The sequence below is a fragment of the Rothia sp. HMSC076D04 genome (assembly GCF_001814645.1).
Lineage (GTDB): Bacteria > Actinomycetota > Actinomycetes > Actinomycetales > Micrococcaceae > Rothia > Rothia mucilaginosa.
In genome coordinates, this window is sequence record NZ_KV817374.1 from 75,057 (window position 1) to 94,650 (window position 19,594).

Sequence of the window (19,594 nt, forward strand, 5' to 3'; positions counted from 1 at the left end):
TGCCCCTGCGTAGGCGCGGAGGAAACATGCGGCGTGCCTCCCCAAACGCTATGGTGCTGAATGAGGACGAACACCGCACCTTCACGCCTTCCTCAACAACTAGCCTGCCGCCAGGGTCTGTGCCGGATCAATACGCGAAGCCTTCGCCGCCGGGTACAGACCAGCCAACACACCAACCAGCGCACCAGCGCCCAGGCCCAGCAGAATAGTGTCGGCACTAATAATCGGCGTCCAACGGTTCATCAAAGACACAATCGAGATGCCGTTAACCGCCAGCACAATACCAGCCACAGCGCCCAGGATGCCGGTCAGCAGCGCCTCCGCCGAGAACTGCAGCAGAATACCCGAAGGGCGCATACCAATAGCCAGACGCAAACCCACCTCACGGCGACGCTCCATCACCGCAACCAGGAACGTGTTCATAATGCCCATTGCACCAATCACGAGGGTAATAACGCTCATGGCAAGAAGCATGGTGCGTTGCTGCTGGTCGACGGCCTCACGAAGGGTCTTCGGCTCCGGCGGAACACTCACGCTATACAGCGCGGGGCGTTCCGGCGAGAGCGCGTACGGTGCTTCCTCCGCAATCTGGTTTGCGGCACCGGCAACAGTACTCACCACAATCTGAGTGGAACGCTTACCGGTCTGCGCCGCAACGGCACCGCCACCGGCAGCGGGCTGCGATTTTTCAACATCGGCACCAGGCTTCGCACCCAGAGGCAGGTAGACCGAACCGTACGACAGAGTCAGCGAGGGATTCTCCCGCACCACACCGATGACAGTGTACGGCTCATCGTGAATATAGACCGTAACTCCGGGGCTATAGGGTAGCGCAAGCTGGCGCATCACGCTTTCGCTGAGCACCACGACCTTATCGTTACGCTCCACGTGCCCCTCATCGAAGGTACGGCCCCACACCAGCTCGTGACCCTGCACGCTAAAGATAGTGGGCGTTGCAGCAAGGACGGACGCCGTCACGTTAGCGCCGCGCTCGCCAAAGTTGTCGGGGCCGCGCTGAATATCGGTGGATTCATCCAGCTGATCCACCAGCGCGGTACCGGTCACTCCGTTCAGCTGGCTAACACGCCGATAATTCTCGCTTGCCGCCAGGCTCAAGAGTTCAGCGCGGCTCATGGATTCGGTTCGGGTCGAGCTTATCGTCAGGTGCTTAGCTCTAAAAATGTCGAAGCTGTCCGCCAGCTGCCCAGAAATGGTGGCGGTCAGACCAACGGTCAGCACAAGCGAAGCGATACCCAGAACCACACCAAGCATGGTGAAGATATTGCGCCTCACCCGGTGAACGGTAGCGTCCCACGCTTCTTTGAGGGAGGCGAGCGCCCAGGGTGCACGCCCGCTCCCCTGCGGCTTAGATGCTTGTTCCTCAGTAAAGCTAGGCTGGTTCAGAAGCTCACGAGCGGTCGTTTCTTCCTGCTGCGGCGCTTTCTGCTCGATGAGCTGCCCCTCGTGCATGCGCAGCACCCGGTCGCAGTGCTCCGCCACGAGCGGGTCGTGGGTAATCACAATCGTGCTTTGCTGATCGCCCGTACATTCGCGGAGCAGGTCAATCACTTCACGGGTGAGCTCTTCATCCAGCGAGCCGGTCGGCTCATCACAGAGCAGCAACGCCGGTTCCCCAATGAGCGCACGAGCAATAGCCACACGCTGCTTTTCACCGCCTGAGAGAGTGGTGATGGGTGCATCCGTTCGGTGGCTCAGCCCCAGCAGGGCGAGAGTATCCGCAACCCGTTGCGCTCGTTCTGCCTTGGGGACACCACGGTAGATGAGCGGTAGCTCAACGTTGCGGTACACGTTCTTATGCTCGATGAGGTGGAACGCCTGGAAGACGAAACCGATGCTGTCCAGGCGCGCTTCAGCTCGCTGTGCCGCGTTGAAGGTTGCGGTGTCTGTACCGTCCAGCAGGTAGCTGCCGGAGGCGGGCGTGCTGAGCAGACCGAGGATGTTCAGCAGGGTTGATTTGCCGCTGCCGGACGGTCCCAGGATTGCGACGACTTCTCCGTAGCGGACTTTCAGGTCAATATTTTTGAGCACGTCAATTCGAGTGTCACCCTGCATAAAGTGCTGGGACACTCCCTGAATATCGACGCTATAGGCTGGTGGGTGCGCGTGAGCAGCGCGGGAGTCAGTCATGGCTACTCCCTACTTTTTCTCGCGCATGATTTTGACGCTGTCGCCTTCGTGCAGGTCACCGGTGACGGCGTTCTTGCCATTGGCGTTGCTGATGACGGTAACGGTTACCTCGCGTTCTTCGCGGGCCTTCGATCCGTTGGAGCTTTCGGGGCCGAGCACGATGACTCGGGTCTGTCCGTCACGGGTGTAGAGCGCCGATGAGGGCACAACCAGGTGCGTTTCGGGGGTTTCTTCGAGGGTGAGTTCCGCGTTGACGGAACCTCGGAGGCTGTCCGCCTTATCCCCTACGTCGAGGGTGAGGATGCGTTCGCCTTCGGTGCCTCCTGCCGCACCGGCTACGCCGTTGAGGTTGGAGCCAGCTGCGCCTTCTGCACCATTAGCCTGGCGACCGGCCTGGCTGTTGCCTGCGGCGCCAGCAGCTTCAGAAGTGTTCTTGTAGCCGAGGGTTGCGACGTACTCAGTATCGCCGAGGGAGGGCACGGTTACCTTCTGACCGCTACGAGCTTCGGGGGTGAGCCTGCCGGTGGTTCCGGTGCAGCTGAGAGTCTTGTTACCTTCTGCGATGGTGGCTACGGGACCGTCCGCGATAGCGCCGGTTGCGCGGGGGTTGCCGGTGACGAGTCCGGCACGGTTGATGATGAGGAAGTAGCGGGCGGGAATGGGCTGGTCAGTCTTGACGTGCGCGTAGCCGAGGCTGTCGAGGAGGTTGTTGAGAGCCTCGTAGGTGTCTTCGGTAATGCGCGCGGGCTGCGGGCCCTGACGTCCCATGGCGGTCAGTGCCTCGTTGAGGAGTGCGGCGTCGGGGCCGCTATCATCGAGTTTGAGATCGCGGTAGAGCGCGAAGCCGCCGGTGAGGGTGATGAGAGGTTCACCGTTGACTTCTGCGATGAGGGTTCCGTTGCCGACGGTGTCACCGTGTTTGATGGTGATTGCGGTGTACTGTCCTTCGCCGCTGTAGCGTAGCGGGGTTGAGGTGGCGTAGTTCGCGGTGCAGGTCAGGGGCACGGTGGTGCGTAGTTTTTCGCGGGTGACCGTGGCGGTGATGGTGGAGGGGTCCGGGGGTGCCGCTTCTGCGTCTTTCTGGGCGGTGGTTTTGATGTTTTGGGCGCTGATGAGCGTACCCACGGTGATGATGAGAAGCAGGGCGATAATGCCGTAGAGCCAGAGGGTTTTCTTCTGGCGGGTGGGGGTGGCGCTCATGGTGTCCCTTCTTTGGGTGCGCGTACGGGAACGCTATTGTCTGTGCCGTTTGGGCTTAGGGGCGGCGATGCCGTGTGGGGTTAGTTTGTGCCCGGCACGGGGATACGTGCCGGGCACAATACGCTGTGACGAGGTATAGCCGTTGCAGCTACTCTGTACGCCTGTTCTGGTTAGTCCGGTCTGGATAGCCCGGTCTGATTAGTCCGGAGGATTAGCTCAGAATCTTTCGGGCGTTTTCTTCAGCAGTTTTCTTGATCGTGGTCACCTGCTCGATGAGGCCCTGCTCCTTTTCGAGGAAGGAACTCAGGTAAGCGATAGCCATCTTTCGCTGTTCTGCATCTAGCCCGGTTGCTTCGCGGCAGGTCGCATCGTTGATCGCCAGTTCGTGGGTGTCTTGGTTGTTCTGGCGGTACTGTTCACGAGCCATATCCGGAGACGTGTAGTCGCCTCCGAAGCGTTCCTTCATGCACTGTGCCCACTTCTCGGTGGCAGGCCCAAGATCTTTGAAGATTGCGTCGTTGTTAAGGTAGTGAACCGCAGTGACGTTGACCTTTTTTATGATCGCACGGGATTCTTCTGAACCGAAGACTACGCGGGTGGCTTCTTGCTGGCAACCGCCCTTTCCTTCAGTACCGTTAAGAGCCTGCATTTCAGCGTCGCTCATAGTGCGGCTCTGCTCTTCCAGCTCAGCAGTTACCAAAGACCAGCGCTCTTTGTATCCGCGAGCGCGGGCATCCGCGACGGTGAGAGGTTCGAAACCAGCGGTCTGTAGCAGCGGGATTTCAGTTTCTCCTGCAGGAACCTTGTAGTTCGGGAATCCTCGTTCAGCCATGCACTGGCTCAGGGAACGCTGGTAGGCACGAACAACGTTGTCAGAAAGTGAGGCGAGGTTCTCCACTTTTTCGATAGCTTGACTATCGGGGCTCTTGGAGGCGCTATACGCCTTCTCAGCGTTAGCGGACGCCGAGGAGTCGGCACTGGGCTGCCCGGATGCGCAGGAGCTAAGCAACAGGGTCAGCGGGAGTATAGCCCCGGCGAGGGTTCGTAGGGTGTTCGGTCGACGCATAGGGGCACTTCCTCGTGAAATATATGCTGCATCTTTGTTCACTCGTTCGAGGGGTCTTTGTTGTTTGCCCTAGAGAGAACATATTTTGAACACTAGCCTACTATGCGCCGGGAGGGGAGGCAAGGGGGCTCGGTATTCGTCCTCGCGTCGCTGGTTGGGATGGCACGCCGCATATTTCCTCCGCGCCTACGCAGGGGCACCCGTCACCCGGACGCTCCGCCATCTCCTCGCTGCGCTGCGGAGAGCGTCCGTGTGACACCCTGAGGGCGCATCCGGAAAACACGGCGCGCCACCTCGGGTAGCCTAGCGTGCGTGTGGAGGGGCGGTGTCGTCCGAACGTGACATCAGGGTGCCCGAAGCGAAGCGAGGGCGGGTGCCCCTGTAGGAACGAGGACGAACACCAGCCCCTCCACGCCCCATCCCATAGAAATGCGAATACCGCCTCAGAACCGGTTAGTTGCCGGTCATGCCCAGCAGCTCATTCGCGCGAACGCGAGCCCAACGCTCCGCGTTCAGCACCGCCTCCAGCGTCAAATCAGCGTCAGAAACAGCCTCAGCACTGCCGGTGTGCTCCTCCAGCACGCGTGCCACCGAGTCGACAATGTCGGTAAAGCGAATCGCGCCCGCGTGGAATGCTGCGACGGCTTCCTCATTGGCGGCGTTGAACACTGCCGGGTGCGTGCCGCCGACCTTACCGGCGTCCTTAATCATGCGCACGGCGGGGAATGCTTCCTCGTCCAGCGGTTCAAAAGTCCAGGATGCAGCCTTCGACCAGTCACAAGCAGGCACGGCGCCGGGAATGCGGTGCGGCCAGGTCAGACCCAGCGCGATGGGCAGAACCATGCTCGGCGGGGACGCCTGCGCAATGGTCGATCCGTCCACGAACTGCACCATGGAATGCACGATGGACTGCGGGTGAACCGCCACGTCAATACGGTCCAGGTCCACGCCGAACAGGTGGTGCGCTTCAAGCACTTCGAGTGCCTTGTTGACCATGGTTGCCGAGTTGGTGGTGACGACCAGGCCCATGTCCCAGGTGGGGTGTGCAAGCGCCTGCGCGGGGGTCACGTCGTGCAGCTGTTCACGCTTGTAGCCGCGGAACGGGCCGCCCGATGCGGTGAGGATGAGTCGGTCGATTTCTGTGTCGGTTCCGGAGGCGAGCGCCTGCGCGAGGGCGGAGTGTTCGGAGTCGACGGGCACCATGGGGGTGTTCAGGGGGGATGCGTCGACGGCGGCGCGTACAAGCGGGCCGCCTGCGATGAGGGATTCCTTGTTTGCCAGTGCCACGCGGTAGCCGCTGTTGAGGGCGGTGAGGGTCGGTTCCAGGCCGATGGAGCCGGTGATGCCGTTGAGGACGGTGTCTGCCGGGTGCGCTGCCGCCTGTACGGAGGCTTCGGCGCCGTGGGCGATCTGCGGGGTGTAGCCGGTGGCTCCTGCTTCGGAGGCTACCGCCTCGATGAGTTCACGTAGGCGCTGCGCGTCTTCTGCGGTGCCGCTGGTGGCGACCAGTTCGGCGCGCACGTGCACTGCCTGGCGTGCGAGCAGTTCGAGGGATCGGGAGCCTGCGGAGAGGGCGACGACCTTCAGCGGTGCGTCGGCGGCGGAGGCGCTGGTGCCTTTGAGCGCGGCGAGGTGGTCGATGACTTCCATGGCTTGGGTGCCGATGGAGCCGGTTGAGCCGAGGAGGGTGACGCGCTGCGGTGCGCGGGTGAGTTCTGTGAGGGCGTCGGTGAGGCGGTCGCGGTTGCCGCCGACGCGTGCTGAGGATCCAAACTTCATGGTTCTAGTGTCTCATGAGCTCGCGGGTACGTTCGGGTACTGGCGCCGCCTCTCACGTTAGAAGGCCCAGCGTAGATGAACCCCAGCATAGATGAGCCCCAGCTTAGAAGACCCCAGCGCAGAAGAATCCCCCACCCTGTCATACGGGGCGGGGGATTCAACACTTCACGTTTTAGAGCAGGTCCTGCAGCAGCTCAATGCAGCGGTCCAGGAAGGCGTCCACCTGGGATTCCTCGTAGCTGACGGTGCCCGAGGCGGGGCGGAACTTTGCGTGGCGCACCACGGAGGGGTCCAGCGGCTCCTCGCTGTTGAGCTGGGCGTACACGCGGTCGCAGATGGCGTCCACGTCGCCGACGAAGTAGCCCATGTGGCGGCGCTTGCTGGGGCGGCGGAAACGCTCACCGGCGGGGCGTTCCAGGCGGCCTGCGAGCAGCTCGCCGGTCTCTACGAGGGAGCGTTCCCAGTTGTCCAGGCCGTACGCCTCAATGTAGCGGCTGCGTTCGAGCTTGGCGAAGCGTTCCTCAATCTTTTCGAGGGCGCGGTCGACCACGTCCAGCTGGTAGCCGCCGGGTTCTTCGCGGAAGACGACCTGGCGGATTCGTCGGGAGGTGTAGAGGTCTTCGGGCAGTTCGGCGGCTCCGCTGAGCTTCTCGTAGTCCTCGGCGAGGCGGGTGAACAGGCGGTCTACTTCACTGCGCTTGTAGCCGGGTTCGGTTTCTGCTGCACGGGCAAATCCGCCTCCGTGGGTGGTGCTTGCCAAGGTGGGCTCCTCTCGACGATTGAACTTTAAGAATACCAATGCGCAGGCTACCTGGTGCAAGGTGGGCGGGCGGCGTCTTAGATATAGCCTTTTACGCCTCTATTCACCGGGTACAGCGAAAGCGGGCACAGCAAAGGCGGGGCGCCCCTCCCCCATTCGTGGGAAGAAACGCCCCGCCTCCATAAGCGATAAAGCTTGAAGCTTTAGAGCGGCATAATAAACCGGAAAATCAGGCAGCCAGCCGCCGCAGCGAAAAGGATCGAGTCCAGGCGATCCATCATGCCGCCGTGACCGGGCAGAATATTCGACATGTCCTTCACACCCATACGGCGCTTGAACACGGACTCGACCAGGTCACCGGCAGTCGAAGCGACCACCATGACCGCCGCCAACGGAATAGCCCAATACCAGGGCGAACCCATAACCGCCAAGGCGATAGCGCCAACAACCGCCGAGCCGACGAAGGAACCAGCCAGGCCCTCCCAGCTTTTCTTCGGGGAAATCTTCGGCGCCATCGGGTGCTTACCCCAATTCACGCCGGCAATGAAGCCGAACGTGTCATTGCAGATGGCCATCAGCAGAATCATGAGGATACCGCGCTCGCCGTGGTCCGTCTGGAAGTAGACCATGGCAATACCCAGCATCAGCGGCACCCACAGCAGAGCCAGGGCGCTACCGCTCAAAGACTTACCCAGTGAGACCTGACGGTCAGCACGCACGAGAGCAGAAGAAAGCAACAGCGCCAGCAGGCTCACCGCCAGGGCGATGCCCAGCCCGGTAAAACCGAACAGGTAGGACACCACCACAATTGCGCCAGACAGGGCACCCAGTAGGTATTCCGGGATGCCGTAGCCGCGGCGGGTATTGAGCACGTGCCCAATTTCCCAGGCGCCCAACGCTGCCGCGCCGGTAGCGATCGCAACAAAAACCGGCTGGTAAATCAGGCCCAGCACCAATAGCACGCCGAAACCAACACCCACACTAATGGCGGCGGGCAGGTTACGGCCAGCTTTGGCGCTGCGCGACTTGACCGGCGTTGCAGCGGTCTGCGGGCTCGGCTGTGGAGCAGGCGGCGCGCCTCTCTCTTCTTTCGCTTCTTTGCGTGTACTCATTAGGGTTTAGACCTCGAGCAGTTCAGCTTCCTTGTGCTTGTACAGTGCGTCGACCTGGTCGATGTGCTTCTTGGTCTGTGCGTCCAGTTCCTTCTCAGCACGTGCGCCTTCGTCTTCACCGATTTCGCTGTCCTTGACCAGCTTGTCAATAGCGGTCTTAGCGTGGCGGCGAACGTTACGGATGGAGATACGAGCCTCTTCAGCCTTGTGGTTGACGAGCTTGGTGTATTCCTTACGGCGCTCAGCGGTCATTTCGGGCATGACAACGCGGATAGCTGCACCGTCGTTGCTGGGGTTAACACCCAGGTCGGAGTCACGCAGAGCCTTCTCGATAGCTGCCAGTGCGGTCACGTCGAAGGGAACGATCTTGACGGTACGTGCGTCCTCAACGTTGAAGGACACCAGCTGCTGCAGCGGGGTCGGTGCACCGTAGTAGTCGGCGGTCAGGCCGCTGAAGATTGCGGGGTTCACACGACCGGTGCGGACCTTAGCGAACTCAGTTTTGGTTGCTTCGATGGTCTTTTCCATCTTCTCGCCGGCTTCGGCAAGGATTTCTTCGATCACGAAAGGATCTCCTTTGTCGGTATTCTGGGGTACCAGAATTGTCGGTGGGTGCGCGTTCAGCCTTCATGATTTCCCTACCGGTTCGCGGCGCATCCGAGGCGAAAACCTTACGGATACCGCGAAGTCGATGGGAAAGAGGCAGAACGTCGTATTTGATATAAGTCTAGACGGTACCGGCGGGCATAAGCGAGTTTTAGCGCTTACCCGCGCGGTACCGTCCAGAATAAGTCCGCGCTATCGAGCACGGTCACAATCAGAGGGGCATCAAACATGCCCCGGCCTAGAAAATTAGGCGTTAGCGAGTAACGAGGGTACCCATCTTCTCGCCCAGAATCGCGCGGGTCACGTTACCCTCACCCTGCATGCCGAACACGCGCATAGTCACGTTGTTGTCACGGCACAGGGAGAACGCGGTCTGATCCAGCACGCGGATGTTGCGCTGCATTGCCTCATCGTAGGTGAGGTTGTACAGGCGCTCAGCGTTGGGGTCCTTGTTCGGGTCAGCAGTGTAGATGCCGTCCACGCCGTTCTTAGCCACCAGAACCTCATCTGCGTGGATTTCCAGGGCGCGCTGAGCAGCCACAGTGTCGGTGGAGAAGTAGGGCAGACCCGCACCAGCACCGAAAATCACGACGCGGTCCTTCTGCATGTGGCGAATCGCGCGGCGAGGAATGTAAGTCTCAGCAACCTGCGGCATGGTGATAGCCGACTGAACGCGGGTGTCAATACCCTCCTGCTCCAGGAAATCCTGCAGAGCCAGGGAGTTCATCACGGTGCCGAGCATACCCATGTAGTCTGCACGGGAGCGGTCCATACCCGCCTGAGAGAGTTCAGCGCCGCGGAAGAAGTTGCCGCCACCAATCACGATGGAGGTCTCAACCTCGCCAACAGTTGCGGCGATCTGCTTAGCGATGCTGCGCACGACCTCGGTAGAAATACCGACTTCACCGCCACCAAAAACCTCACCGGAAAGCTTGAGCAAAACGCGGCGGCGGCCGGTTTCGTCACGGTGCATCGGGCGGGGATTCGCTTCAGTCATGGTTCCTCCAGTGGCTTACCTAGGGATTGTTATAGGTGATCGGGGCGGGCTCCTGCCGCCTAGTCCTTATCAAGGATACAGCAAAGCCGGGTAGCCACCAGTGGTGACTACCCGGCTTCAGGCTATAATCCCAACCTCATACGATTTCCCTTACCGGGAACCCGCAATACGGGAGGGCAGAACTGCAGCGAGTCCTTATGCGCCCACGCGGAAACGTGCGAATGCGGTAGCGGTTGCGCCAGCCTCGGACAGAACCTGTGCGACAGACTTCTTGGAGTCCTTCGCGAAGTCCTGATCGAGCAGGGTGTTCTCCTTGAAGAAGCCCTTCAGGCGACCCTCAACGATCTTGTCCAGAATCTTCTCGGGCTTGCCCTCAGCGATTGCGGTCTCGCGAGCAACGCGCTTCTCGGTCTCAATCTGGTCTGCGGGGATGGACTCGGAATCCAGGTACTTGGGGCTCATTGCAGCAATGTGCACTGCAACGTCGTGTGCGATCTCGTCGGTGTTCTCACCGGAGACAGCCAGCAGAACGCCAACCTGTGCCGGCAGGTCCTTGGAGGTCTTGTGCAGGTAAACTGCAACGTTCTCGCCCTCAACGCGTGCAACGCGGCGGACAACGATCTTCTCGCCGAGCAGTGCACCAGCGTCGGTGGTCAGCTCCTCAACGGTCTTGCCCTCGTAGGATGCAGCCTGCAGCTCTTCCAGGGTGGAAGCGTTAGCAGCAATAGCAGCCTCGAGCACGTTCTGGCCGAAAGCGATGAAGGGGTCGGACTTTGCCACGAAGTCGGTCTCAGAGTTGACCTCGATCATGTAGCCAACGCCGTTCTCAACGCGTGCAGCTACCAGGCCCTCAGCGGTTGCGCGACCCTCGCGCTTGGTGATGCCCTTCAGACCCTTAACGCGGATGATCTCAGCAGCCTTCTGCTGGTCGCCGTTAGCCTCGTCCAGAGCCTTCTTGACGTCGAGCATACCTGCGCCGGTCTTCTCGCGCAGTGCCTTGATGTCTGCTGCGGTGTAGTTCGCCATTGTGAACTCCTTGTGTTGCTGTAATAAATCGGGATGACATCCCGGTGGTACAAATGGCGGACGGCGCCGCGCCCAGGTCAGGGCGGGCGCCGTCCGAACGTGGTCCCCGCAGGCGGGGGCCACAAAGCATAAAGCTTAGTGGGCTAAGAAAGCTTACTTAGCAGCCTCTTCAGCCTGTGCAGCCTCGTGCTGCTCCAGGAGCTCGCGCTCCCAAGCTGCCATGGGCTCCTCAGCTGCTTCAGCCTTGCCGTTCTTCTTAGCGTTGCGCTCGATCAGGCCGGCTGCCACTGCGTCAGCAATCACGCGGGTGAGCAGGTTGACGGAGCGGATAGCGTCGTCGTTACCGGGGATCGGGAAAGCAACCTCGTCGGGGTCGCAGTTGGTGTCGAGGATAGCAACAACGGGGATGCCCAGCTTCTGAGCCTCGTTAACTGCCAGGTGCTCCTTCTTGGTGTCAACAACCCACAGGAGGGAGGGAACCTTGGACAGGTTACGGATACCGCCGAGGGTCTTCTCGAGCTTCTCGAACTCGCGACGCATGAGGAGCAGTTCCTTCTTGGTGTAGCGAGAACCTGCTACATCGTCGAAGTCAATCTGCTCGAGTTCTTTCATGCGCTCAATGCTCTTGGAGATGGTGCTGAAGTTGGTCAGCATACCACCGAGCCAGCGGTGGTTCACGTAGGGCATGTTCACGCGGGTTGCCTGCTCAGCGATAACTTCCTGAGCCTGCTTCTTGGTACCCACGAACAGGATGTTGCCACCGTGTGCGACGGTCGACTTAACAGCCTCGTATGCCTTGTCGATGAAGGCGAGGGACTGCTGCAGGTCGATGATGTAGATGCCGTTGCGCTCGGTCAGGATGAAACGCTTCATCTTGGGGTTCCAACGGCGGGTCTGGTGACCGAAGTGAACGCCGGAGTCCAGCATTTCACGCATAGTTACGACGGGCATGTCGTCTCCTTTTTGGTGCCGCGCGGACCTCCCATTCGGGCTAGCCCAACGCGCGCATAGTAGTTATCAGTTTTTCCTGGCGGCGGTTAGCGTTCACGGTTACCCGTTCAGCTCAGGCCCTAACCACCCCGTGTGGGTGGACCGAAGGTCCCTTATCGGCTCCCCGTTTGAGGATGCCGCTCACGCCGCGCGTCGTCAGTGAAGCTGTGCGGCCCCCTCACAGAGGGAGAATACCCGCGCAGGCACACTGCAATACGACATTGTACCGTATATTCCGCGATTAATCCGCCGGATTGGGGTTAAGCGCGGCGGGTGTGTGTAGGGGCACTGTGGATAAAGGATTTTAAGGCGGAAACGGCGGGGTTATCCACAATTTTTCGTGGGGCGCTGCGGGGCGGGGCGATTCGTGATGTGATCAGAGGATGAAGCAGAACATGAAGACATTAGCGACAACGCTACGGCGCGCAATGCTGATGGCGTGCTGCCTGCTGGGTGCACTTGTGAGCGCGGGTGGGCAGGGCTACATGGGTGGGCAGGGCTATTCGGGCAGTCAGAGTTATTCAGGCTGGCTCAGTTTTCCAGGCGGGGCTGGTTTTACTGATTGGGCAGGTGTTACAGACAGCGCCACCTCAAGTGCGCAAGCTCCCAGCAGCGCGCACCTTCCCCACACCGTTGAGCTCACCGCGAGCCGACTACGCTACCGCTCCCCCACCGCCGAATCCAGGCCGCGGGTGATCCGCCCCTTTGAGAAGCCCGCCCAACGCTGGAGCGCGGGGCACCGCGGCGTAGACCTTGCCGTACCCGAGAACGACCGGCGCGTCTACGCACCGGCACCGGGAAAAGTGGTTTTCAGCGGCACGGTCGTCAACCGCAAAGTGTTGGTCATTGCGCATCCGGATGGGCGGCGCAGCACCTTCGAACCTATGGATGAAACGCTCCCGGTCGGCACCACGGTTACAGCCGGTGATGTCATCGGTACCGTCGCCGTCACGGCGAGCGGCAACAGCGAGCGCTCCTACCGGCGATGCTCCACCCCGTGCCTGTACTGGGGCGTACGCCAGGGAGGCGCCCGCGGGGACGGCAGCGGCAAGGAAGCAGAGTATATCAACCCCATGAGCCTGCTGGGGTCGAAGAAACCTAGCATTCTGCTACCCGTGCCGGGCGGATATTAGGCGCGGGTATTAGCGCCGAGTATGAGCCGAACCAGATACAGCTGTGGCCCGTCACCTCCGGGGAAGGAGGCAACGGGCCACAGGAGCCAGCCTAAGTTGTGCCCACTAGCGTAGGTGCTAGAGGCAGCTACTTACTGGAGGACGTCACCGTCATCAGCACCGAACTGGTTCGGCTGTACAGGCTGTACAGGCTGTACAGGCTGGTTGGGCTGTGCAGGCTGCTGAGCAGTCTGACCGGGCTGAACCGGCTGAGCGGGCTGCTCAGTCGGAGGGATATACGCGGGCATTGCCTTGGTCGGTTCGTTCTCGCCGTAGTTCAGGCCGTGTTGCGGGGTGAACACCTGAGTCGGCGAATCATCACCCGCAGCGTAGGCGGTGTTCTGCGCCGGGTAGCCCCCCTGTGCCTGGTAACCGGACTGAGCGGCATAACCATTCTGAGTAGCGTAGCCGCCCTGTGCCTGGTAGCCGTTCTGTGCGTCAGCCTGGGTTGCGCCGTAACCGGTCGCAACACCCGCCGCCGCGCCCAGTGCCGCAGCCGAAGCGGCACGACGCTCACGACCCTTCGCGCGAGCCGCCGCAATCTTCTTGCGGAACAGGAAGAGCAGAACCAGGATGAGCAGCAGCAGACCCACAATAACCGCATCCACGATTACGTCGGTCATGCTCAGACCGGAAGCCGGAACCTGCAGACCAGAAGTGCTGAACATACCCCGGTCGCTCTTGGCAGTCAGGTTACTGCCATCGGCGCTAATCTGCACACCACCATCCACAAAGACACGGTTATAAGACTGTGCCTTCTGCTGATCTACCGAAGAGAAGGCAGGGCCGCTATACGTAAATTCGAAGGGCGTCTGGTAGGCGTAATTACCTACCTTCGAGCTCAGGCTAATCGACGGGTTTACCGTGTAATCGGAGCCGAAGGGGTGGTAGCCGCCGGAGCGGTTTACCGTAATCTTCGAATCAGGCAGGTATTCATTCAGGCGCTGGTTGAACTCGTTCTGGTCCTTACCGCGAACCTTCACGCTCACGATGGTGGCGTCGCCGTCCTGGCGGACCTCGGTCTCATTATCGCCACCGCCTGCGTAAGCATCCTTGAGCTTCTGCTCCGAACCTGAAACATCCTCAGTCGGGAAGGAGTAGAGGAAACGCGCTTCCATGGAACCATCCAAGCCCAAGGAGAAGGCAACCTTCGCGTTCTTCATCTGCACGATCTGCGAAGAGGTAAGAGCCACGGCAGGCACCGTCTTGTCCGAGCTGCTGGAGCTCGAGGGATTGTAATCGGTGTCGTAGCTGTTACCGTAGTTGTTCTTCATCGAAAGACGAACTCCGTAGCCTTCCGGGGAACACAGCAGGGAGCAATCCAGGGTTCCCGAGACCTTCTTCTCAACCTTGAAGACATGGTACTGCTCGGACAGTTCACGGCTGAAAGTCAGGCCGGTAGTGCTTCCGCCGAAGAGCTTCTTGAGCTTATCGTTCAAATCCTGCGAGGAGGAAGCATCAAAGGTCAAGGTTCGACCAATTTCTTCCTTAGCTGCACTAGTCGATGCGGAGGGAGCATTAGACCTCACATCAGAAGATTCAAGACCCTTCTTCAGCTCAGAGCCCTCAGGCTTGACCTGGTTCAGGTAGGCATCCACAGCAGAGGAAGTCTCGGAGTTCATGATTTCCTGCGCAACGAAAGAAACCATGACCTTGTAACCGTCGTTCTTCTCCTCAACGTCAACCTGAACGCTCTTGAAGCCGCGGTCCTGAACGTCCTTCGCAGAGATAGTGGAACCGCCGGAGTTCTTCACCGTCTTATCGCCAAGCTTCACGGTAGTGTCACCGTCACTGGTGAATACGTTGTTCTTGTCAGAGGAGGAGACCACACCATCCACGACCAGAGCTTCAGGGACCCAACCCAGCAGGTTCTTCGACGTGAAGTTTTCCTTCACCTGAATACCCTTCACCAGGCCCTGCTCGGAGTTAATGATGCTGATCTGCGGATCAATATCGGAGCCTGCAGCCTTCAGGATAGAAGCTACCTTGGTACGGTACTCTTCCACCGAGGAGAAGGGAATAGTGAGGGTAGCGCGCGCCTTGTCACCGTCGGACTGGATACCGCCGTACTCCAGGCCACTCGGCAGATGCTTGCGAATAGAGGTATCCAGAGCCTCCGAACCGCCCTTAATCTTGTCCTTGTTGTCCTTGAGGTTAAAGGAAACCTGCATGGTACGGGTGCCCTTCTCGGCACTCTCAAGGCCCAGCTGAGTCTCAATCTTCGCACCGCAGGCACTCAGAATCAGGGCGGCAATGGTCAGCAGAACCGCCAGGAACATCCAACGCTGACGAGTCGGTGCGTTCGCAGTATGAGTCATGGTGTGCATCTTAGGATCCCATCAGACGGATAGCCACGTAGTAAACAACCATGGATGCCAGAACCCACCCGGTGCTCAGCGCCGCGTGCATGATAATCGGGGACTTCGCGAAGCGGCCCAGACGGTTCAGGCCCAGGTAGGTGAAAGACTCACCCGAGAACACCGCGAAAGCAAGCACCAGGACCATGAGCATGGTCAAGAAGAACGCACCGCCACCGCTACGGGTGAGGGTCAAGAAGAACACGAGCAGGTTCAGCACCAGGAACGAAGGAATCAGCGCCAGAGAAGACACCGACACCGCGTGCATGCTAGCGGTGAAGGATACCGGAGCCTTGCCAATGCGCGCGGTCAGCTGCAGCTGCACACCGCGCAGAACCTGCACACCAAAGATAGCCAAAGCCATCAGCACGTACGCTAGAATCATGCGTCCGGTCGGCACAGCCTGCGCGGCGTAGGCGCCACCGTAGGCGGCACCACTTCGGCCACCAAACATGTAGCCCAACATGGACATCATGACAACCGCCGCCAGAATTACCAGCTGGCTGAAGAAGAAAGCACCCACCAGCGCCTGCAGAGTCGTGGGAACAATCCAACCCCACGCACCGGCAGAAGAGATGCGGGCGTGCGCGGTCGCCGGGTTGCTGGAGAAAACGTCCAGGAACGCGTTCCAGGTAGCACCCAGCGCCTTCACTGCCGGATGCGGTGCGCTCGGCGCATAGGTTGCCTGGCCGGGCTGACCCGGCTGAGCTGCACCCGGCTGAGCGGTACCAGGCTGAGGTGCATCGAGCTGGGGTGTGGCGGCAGGCTGACCGGGCTGCGTGGGGGCTGCCTGAGCCTCAGAATTCGGCTGTGCATTAGCGTTTGCCTGAGCGGGCTGGGGTGCCTGCTGAGGCTGAACAGGCTGCTGCGGTGCTACCGGTGCGGCAGGCTGAGCAACATTACCCTGCTGGCTCGGCTGCACGGGCTGGCTCGGCTGGGCAGCCTGAGCTGCATTACCCGGCTGAGCAGCCTGACCCGGAAGCGAAGCATCCTGCGCGGGATGCGCGCCAGCATCGTAGCCGTAGCCGCCGGCTGCACCCTGCGACGGGTTGTTGGGAGTGTTCTCCGACATTGAGATCCTCTCGTATGGTGTGTGGATGCAACACCTACCGGCTGAATCGGCATCTACCGGCGGCATCACACTGTCTTTCGTGACAAGACTCTTCAACCCTACCGTATTGAACGCTATGGTGCGTCTTCGTTCGTCATTTACTCATTTTCATCACCGTTGATGCATTCCATGAACAAAAATAGGCACCCTGAGTGCACGACAAAAGAGCACGAAAAAGCCCCGCCCGCCGACAAGTGGGTGAAGTCGACGGGCGGGGCCGTAGGGAGTGCGGGGCTCGAACCCGCGACCAAGGGATTATGAGTCCCCTGCTCTAACCGGCTGAGCTAACTCCCCATCCGGTGCAGTGACGGCGCGCAATGGGCGCCTGCACCATCCTCTAGAGTACCTGAACGGCGACTGAGAACGAAAAACGCTCTCTCATACTCAACGCTCAGAACCTAGAGAAGCTTAGCGGCGCGAATCCAGGTAACGCTGGTACGGAGCATCGCTCACGTAAAGTTCCTCGAAGGTGCGCCAGGTGTTCTCAGCACTGTGGAAGCCCACGATGCGGCGGGACTCGCGGCCCATCTGCTCGCGCTCAGCAGCGGGCAGGGAGAGCACAGCCTCCAGCTTTTTCGCCAAATCCTGAGCGTTATTGGGTTCGAAGAGGTAGCCGTTCACACCGTCCTCCACCAGGTGCGGCAGAGCCAGCGCATTCGCAAGCACCACGGGGGTGGAGGCGCTCATCGCCTCCAGGGAAACCAGGGACTGCAGCTCGGCGGTACCGGGCTGGCAGAACACGTCAGCCATCTGGTACACCTCGGGCAGATGCTCATCGGGAACGAAGCCACGGAAAATCACGCGGTCGGACACACCGCAATCGTGCGCCTTCTGCTCGAGAGCCTCACGCAGCTCACCGCCACCGGCAATATCCAGCACCACGTGCTCGAGGGTATCGGGCAGCAGGGAGAGCGCCTCAATGAGCACGTCCACGTTCTTCTCTTCGGCAAGGCGACCCACAAAGGCAATACGTAGCTCACCGGGAACCTTGCCGGCGTCTGCTCCCTCAGGCAGCTCGTAGTCGCTGATTTCAATACCGTTAGAAACCGGCATGACGGGGCGGTCAAAATGACCCAGGTCGCGCATCGCATCCGCACCGATCTGGGTGGGGGTGGTAACGACCGCAGTCTTGGAGAAGCAGAAACGCATGTCCTTCCAGGTGACCTTCTCAATCACGCGCTTCACGGGAGAGGGGAAGGGCAGGAACGGGTCAAGGTTCGCAGGCATGAAGTGGTTCGTTGCGATAACGCGAATACCGCGGCGCTTCGCCTGGAAGATGAGGGCACGGCCAATAATGTAGTGGCACTGCACGTGCACCACGTCCGGGCGGACCTCGTCAAGGATTGTGCCGACCTCGGACCAGATCTCCCAGGGGATGCAGATGCGGTTCGTCTCGTGGGTCGGGGGCAGGTGCGAGCGCAGGCGGTGCTCCACGATGCCGCCCTCTACTTCGGTGCGGTAGCTGGGGCCGGGGATGGGGCTGGCGGCGACCACATGCACGGAGTGGCCTCGCTTGAGCATGGAGGTGGCGAGGCGGTGACCGAATTGTGCTGCACCGTTGATGTCCGGCGGGTAGGTTTCTGCGCCAATCAGAATCGTCTTTGCCTGTTCCATGACGGGGCTCCTCATCGGGGTGTAGTGTGTCGGTGACTTTGGGGGTTTCGGGTGCGACGGCGCGCCGCTTCTACCTCTGTCTGCCGCGTGCACCGGGTGGATCCAGTACGTACAGCACTTGTCTATTCTACCTGTGAGCTGCGTCCTTCTCCGACTCGTAGAGGGAGGGTTTTGGCTGGGAGTTACCTCTAAACCTCACGTTGAGACAGAAGTCGGCAACCTGCCTGTAGACGCACAAACGCCCCGATACAAGTATCGGGGCGTTTGGACGCTTGGCGTTAAACCTATGCGCCGGCTTTAGCGGCGACTGGGTTTATGGTGTACCGGGTTTAGCGGCGTACCAGGCGGTTCAGGAAGTGCAGGACGGTTGCAATGGATGCGCCCAGTGCTGCGAAGGACTTCCAGCGTGCCTGCAGAACCTCGGGCTTGCGCACGTTCTCTGCCAGGCCGCGGCCGGTAGCTGCTGCACCTGCGGCAACCTCGGAGGGCACTGCCTTGAGAGCATCCAGAGCCTGCTGGGTGTTGTTCTGAACGTCGCCGGTGTAGGACTGCAGGTCGTCGCGCAGGGCTGCCAGGTGCTGGCGGCGTTCTGCGGTGCGCTGCTTGAGCTCTTCGAAGGTCGGCGGCTTGGGCTCTTCCTCACCGCGTGCCTTGCGCTCTTCAGCTTCCTGACGTGCGCGTTCTGCTGCTTCTTCAGCTTCCTTAGCCTTCTGCTCTGCACGCTCTGCCTGTTCCTTCTTCAGGCGCTCAGCGGACATGGCGGTACCTTCCTTGAGTACGCCGAGGTCGAAGAGCAGACCGAAGATTGCGGATTCGGGCTTGAACGGCAGCTGTGCCTTGACCTTCTTCAGACCGACCAGGGCGCAGATTGCCAGGACGATGAGGAAGATGAGGGCGAAGACCAGCGCGGATGCCCAGTAGGGCATGACGGTGCCGAGGCCGAGGATTGCTGCGGCGACCAGCGCAATGATCAGGAACAGACCGAAGACTGCTGCGACGCCGAAGAAGGCCGCACCCTTACCAACGGCGATGCCCTTGGTCTTCAGCTCGTGCTTTGCAATCTGGATTTCGTCCTTGACCTGGCTGGGTCCGAGGGTCTTGAAGGTTTTGCCAGCGTCGATGATGTTCGCGACGCCGGACTTAATCCCGCTGATGCCAGCAAAGAAACGCTTAGGTGCCTTGGGATTAGTAGTAGTGGTCATGACCACCTCTCCGTGACGTGTTTTTGGAGGCTTCTTTTTCGCACTCCACCTCCTATAGTTTAGCCCCTTATGATACCTCCGCGTGACCGTTTGGGTGGGGGTTTGCGCTATCTCTTCAGGTATTTTCGACTTTCTGGAGGCTACATTGAGCTGCAGGCGTAGCTTTCTGGGTTTGGTTGCGCCTGTGGATTTGCTCTGGAGTAGGCGTAAGAGGATGCCGATGCGCCGCTCCCCCGCTACGCGCCGAGTGGGTGCGTGGCGCGTGGGGGTGGGGAACTTTTCGGTGCGTTAGATTTCACATTTTTACAGGGTACATTTTTGCAGGGTGAAGTATCTTTGCCTCGCCGGGGGCGTAAGCCCAAGGGGTTGCTGGTTCACGACTTGGGGAGAACGTTCCGACTGGACTCGATACAGCGGGGTGAAGATTTTCCGAGCGCGCGAGGAAGTAAAAACC

The 19,594-nt window shown here is 60.3% G+C and carries 15 protein-coding genes and 1 tRNA gene; 1 reads left to right on the forward strand and 15 read right to left on the reverse strand.

Annotated features, from left to right (window positions below):
* Nucleotides 1-99: 99 nt before the first annotated feature.
* From HMPREF2980_RS08190 to rpsB, 10 genes are all read right to left on the reverse strand, one after another.
* The gene (locus tag HMPREF2980_RS08190) at nt 100-2,148 is read right to left on the reverse strand and encodes an ABC transporter ATP-binding protein/permease (RefSeq protein WP_049356015.1); all 2,049 of its coding nucleotides are present in this window, start codon (nt 2,146-2,148) and stop codon (nt 100-102) included.
* 9 nt (nt 2,149-2,157) lie between these two features.
* Nucleotides 2,158-3,348 carry an efflux RND transporter periplasmic adaptor subunit gene (locus HMPREF2980_RS08195; RefSeq protein WP_049341686.1) on the reverse strand — a complete coding sequence of 397 codons (1,191 nt, stop codon included), beginning with the start codon at nt 3,346-3,348 and terminating at the stop codon, nt 2,158-2,160.
* Nucleotides 3,349-3,559: 211 nt separating this feature from the next.
* The gene (locus tag HMPREF2980_RS08200) at nt 3,560-4,414 is read right to left on the reverse strand and encodes a hypothetical protein (RefSeq protein WP_049348864.1); all 855 of its coding nucleotides are present in this window, start codon (nt 4,412-4,414) and stop codon (nt 3,560-3,562) included.
* 453 nt (nt 4,415-4,867) lie between these two features.
* A complete protein-coding gene (dxr, locus tag HMPREF2980_RS08205) occupies nt 4,868-6,193 on the reverse strand; it encodes a 1-deoxy-D-xylulose-5-phosphate reductoisomerase (protein WP_070691329.1) in 1,326 nt (441 codons plus the stop codon).
* A 172-nt stretch (nt 6,194-6,365) separates the two neighbouring features.
* Complete coding sequence (locus HMPREF2980_RS08210; RefSeq protein ID WP_012903944.1) at nt 6,366-6,953, reverse strand: cell division protein DivIVA; 588 nt, start codon at nt 6,951-6,953, stop codon at nt 6,366-6,368.
* A 203-nt stretch (nt 6,954-7,156) separates the two neighbouring features.
* Nucleotides 7,157-8,065 (reverse strand): phosphatidate cytidylyltransferase, encoded by a 909-nt coding sequence (locus HMPREF2980_RS08215; protein ID WP_049356008.1) that lies wholly within the window; start codon nt 8,063-8,065, stop codon nt 7,157-7,159.
* Nucleotides 8,066-8,071: 6 nt separating this feature from the next.
* Nucleotides 8,072-8,629, reverse strand: a complete 558-nt coding sequence (frr, locus tag HMPREF2980_RS08220; RefSeq protein WP_049350195.1) for a ribosome recycling factor — start codon at nt 8,627-8,629, stop codon at nt 8,072-8,074.
* A 295-nt stretch (nt 8,630-8,924) separates the two neighbouring features.
* A complete protein-coding gene (pyrH, locus tag HMPREF2980_RS08225) occupies nt 8,925-9,668 on the reverse strand; it encodes a UMP kinase (protein ID WP_005507067.1) in 744 nt (247 codons plus the stop codon).
* Nucleotides 9,669-9,863: 195 nt separating this feature from the next.
* Complete coding sequence (gene tsf, locus HMPREF2980_RS08230; RefSeq protein ID WP_005508816.1) at nt 9,864-10,694, reverse strand: translation elongation factor Ts; 831 nt, start codon at nt 10,692-10,694, stop codon at nt 9,864-9,866.
* Between the two features lie 153 nt (nt 10,695-10,847).
* Nucleotides 10,848-11,645, reverse strand: coding sequence for a 30S ribosomal protein S2 (rpsB, locus tag HMPREF2980_RS08235; RefSeq protein WP_005508818.1), 798 nt, complete (start codon nt 11,643-11,645; stop codon nt 10,848-10,850).
* Between the two features lie 422 nt (nt 11,646-12,067).
* Between rpsB and HMPREF2980_RS09650 the strand changes: the two genes are divergently transcribed.
* Nucleotides 12,068-12,817, forward strand: a complete 750-nt coding sequence (locus HMPREF2980_RS09650; protein ID WP_246823547.1) for a M23 family metallopeptidase — start codon at nt 12,068-12,070, stop codon at nt 12,815-12,817.
* A 131-nt stretch (nt 12,818-12,948) separates the two neighbouring features.
* On the opposite strand, the gene HMPREF2980_RS08245 is transcribed toward HMPREF2980_RS09650, so the two are convergent.
* The 5 genes from HMPREF2980_RS08245 to HMPREF2980_RS08265 form a co-directional block, all read right to left on the reverse strand.
* On the reverse strand, nt 12,949-15,174 hold the full coding sequence (locus tag HMPREF2980_RS08245; RefSeq protein WP_246823709.1) for a flagellar motor protein: 2,226 nt from the start codon (nt 15,172-15,174) through the stop codon (nt 12,949-12,951).
* 10 nt (nt 15,175-15,184) lie between these two features.
* Nucleotides 15,185-16,285 carry a hypothetical protein gene (locus HMPREF2980_RS08250; RefSeq protein WP_070691335.1) on the reverse strand — a complete coding sequence of 367 codons (1,101 nt, stop codon included), beginning with the start codon at nt 16,283-16,285 and terminating at the stop codon, nt 15,185-15,187.
* Between the two features lie 259 nt (nt 16,286-16,544).
* A tRNA-Ile gene (locus HMPREF2980_RS08255) sits at nt 16,545-16,618 on the reverse strand.
* A 114-nt stretch (nt 16,619-16,732) separates the two neighbouring features.
* Nucleotides 16,733-17,938: a glycosyltransferase gene (locus HMPREF2980_RS08260; protein ID WP_070687892.1), complete on the reverse strand. Its 1,206-nt coding sequence runs from the start codon at nt 17,936-17,938 to the stop codon at nt 16,733-16,735.
* A gap of 329 nt (nt 17,939-18,267) precedes the next feature.
* Entirely contained in the window at nt 18,268-19,140 is an 873-nt protein-coding gene (locus HMPREF2980_RS08265) for a phage holin family protein (RefSeq protein ID WP_005508823.1), read from the reverse strand.
* Nucleotides 19,141-19,594 lie beyond the last annotated feature (454 nt).

Bases quoted from the DNA above. Each gene is read 5' to 3' on its own strand.
- HMPREF2980_RS08195 (WP_049341686.1), bottom strand. From the start codon at position 3,348: ATGAGCGCCACCCCCACCCGCCAGAAGAAAACCCTCTGGCTCTACGGC.
- HMPREF2980_RS08200 (WP_049348864.1), bottom strand. From the start codon at position 4,414: ATGCGTCGACCGAACACCCTACGAACCCTCGCCGGGGCTATACTCCCG.
- dxr (WP_070691329.1), bottom strand. From the start codon at position 6,193: ATGAAGTTTGGATCCTCAGCACGCGTCGGCGGCAACCGCGACCGCCTC.
- tsf (WP_005508816.1), bottom strand. From the start codon at position 10,694: ATGGCGAACTACACCGCAGCAGACATCAAGGCACTGCGCGAGAAGACC.
- HMPREF2980_RS08190 (WP_049356015.1), bottom strand. From the start codon at position 2,148: ATGACTGACTCCCGCGCTGCTCACGCGCACCCACCAGCCTATAGCGTC.
- pyrH (WP_005507067.1), bottom strand. From the start codon at position 9,668: ATGACTGAAGCGAATCCCCGCCCGATGCACCGTGACGAAACCGGCCGC.
- HMPREF2980_RS08265 (WP_005508823.1), bottom strand. From the start codon at position 19,140: ATGACCACTACTACTAATCCCAAGGCACCTAAGCGTTTCTTTGCTGGC.
- HMPREF2980_RS08245 (WP_246823709.1), bottom strand. From the start codon at position 15,174: ATGACTCATACTGCGAACGCACCGACTCGTCAGCGTTGGATGTTCCTG.
- HMPREF2980_RS08215 (WP_049356008.1), bottom strand. From the start codon at position 8,065: ATGAGTACACGCAAAGAAGCGAAAGAAGAGAGAGGCGCGCCGCCTGCT.
- HMPREF2980_RS08260 (WP_070687892.1), bottom strand. From the start codon at position 17,938: ATGGAACAGGCAAAGACGATTCTGATTGGCGCAGAAACCTACCCGCCG.
- rpsB (WP_005508818.1), bottom strand. From the start codon at position 11,645: ATGCCCGTCGTAACTATGCGTGAAATGCTGGACTCCGGCGTTCACTTC.
- HMPREF2980_RS08250 (WP_070691335.1), bottom strand. From the start codon at position 16,285: ATGTCGGAGAACACTCCCAACAACCCGTCGCAGGGTGCAGCCGGCGGC.
- HMPREF2980_RS09650 (WP_246823547.1), top strand. From the start codon at position 12,068: ATGAAGCAGAACATGAAGACATTAGCGACAACGCTACGGCGCGCAATG.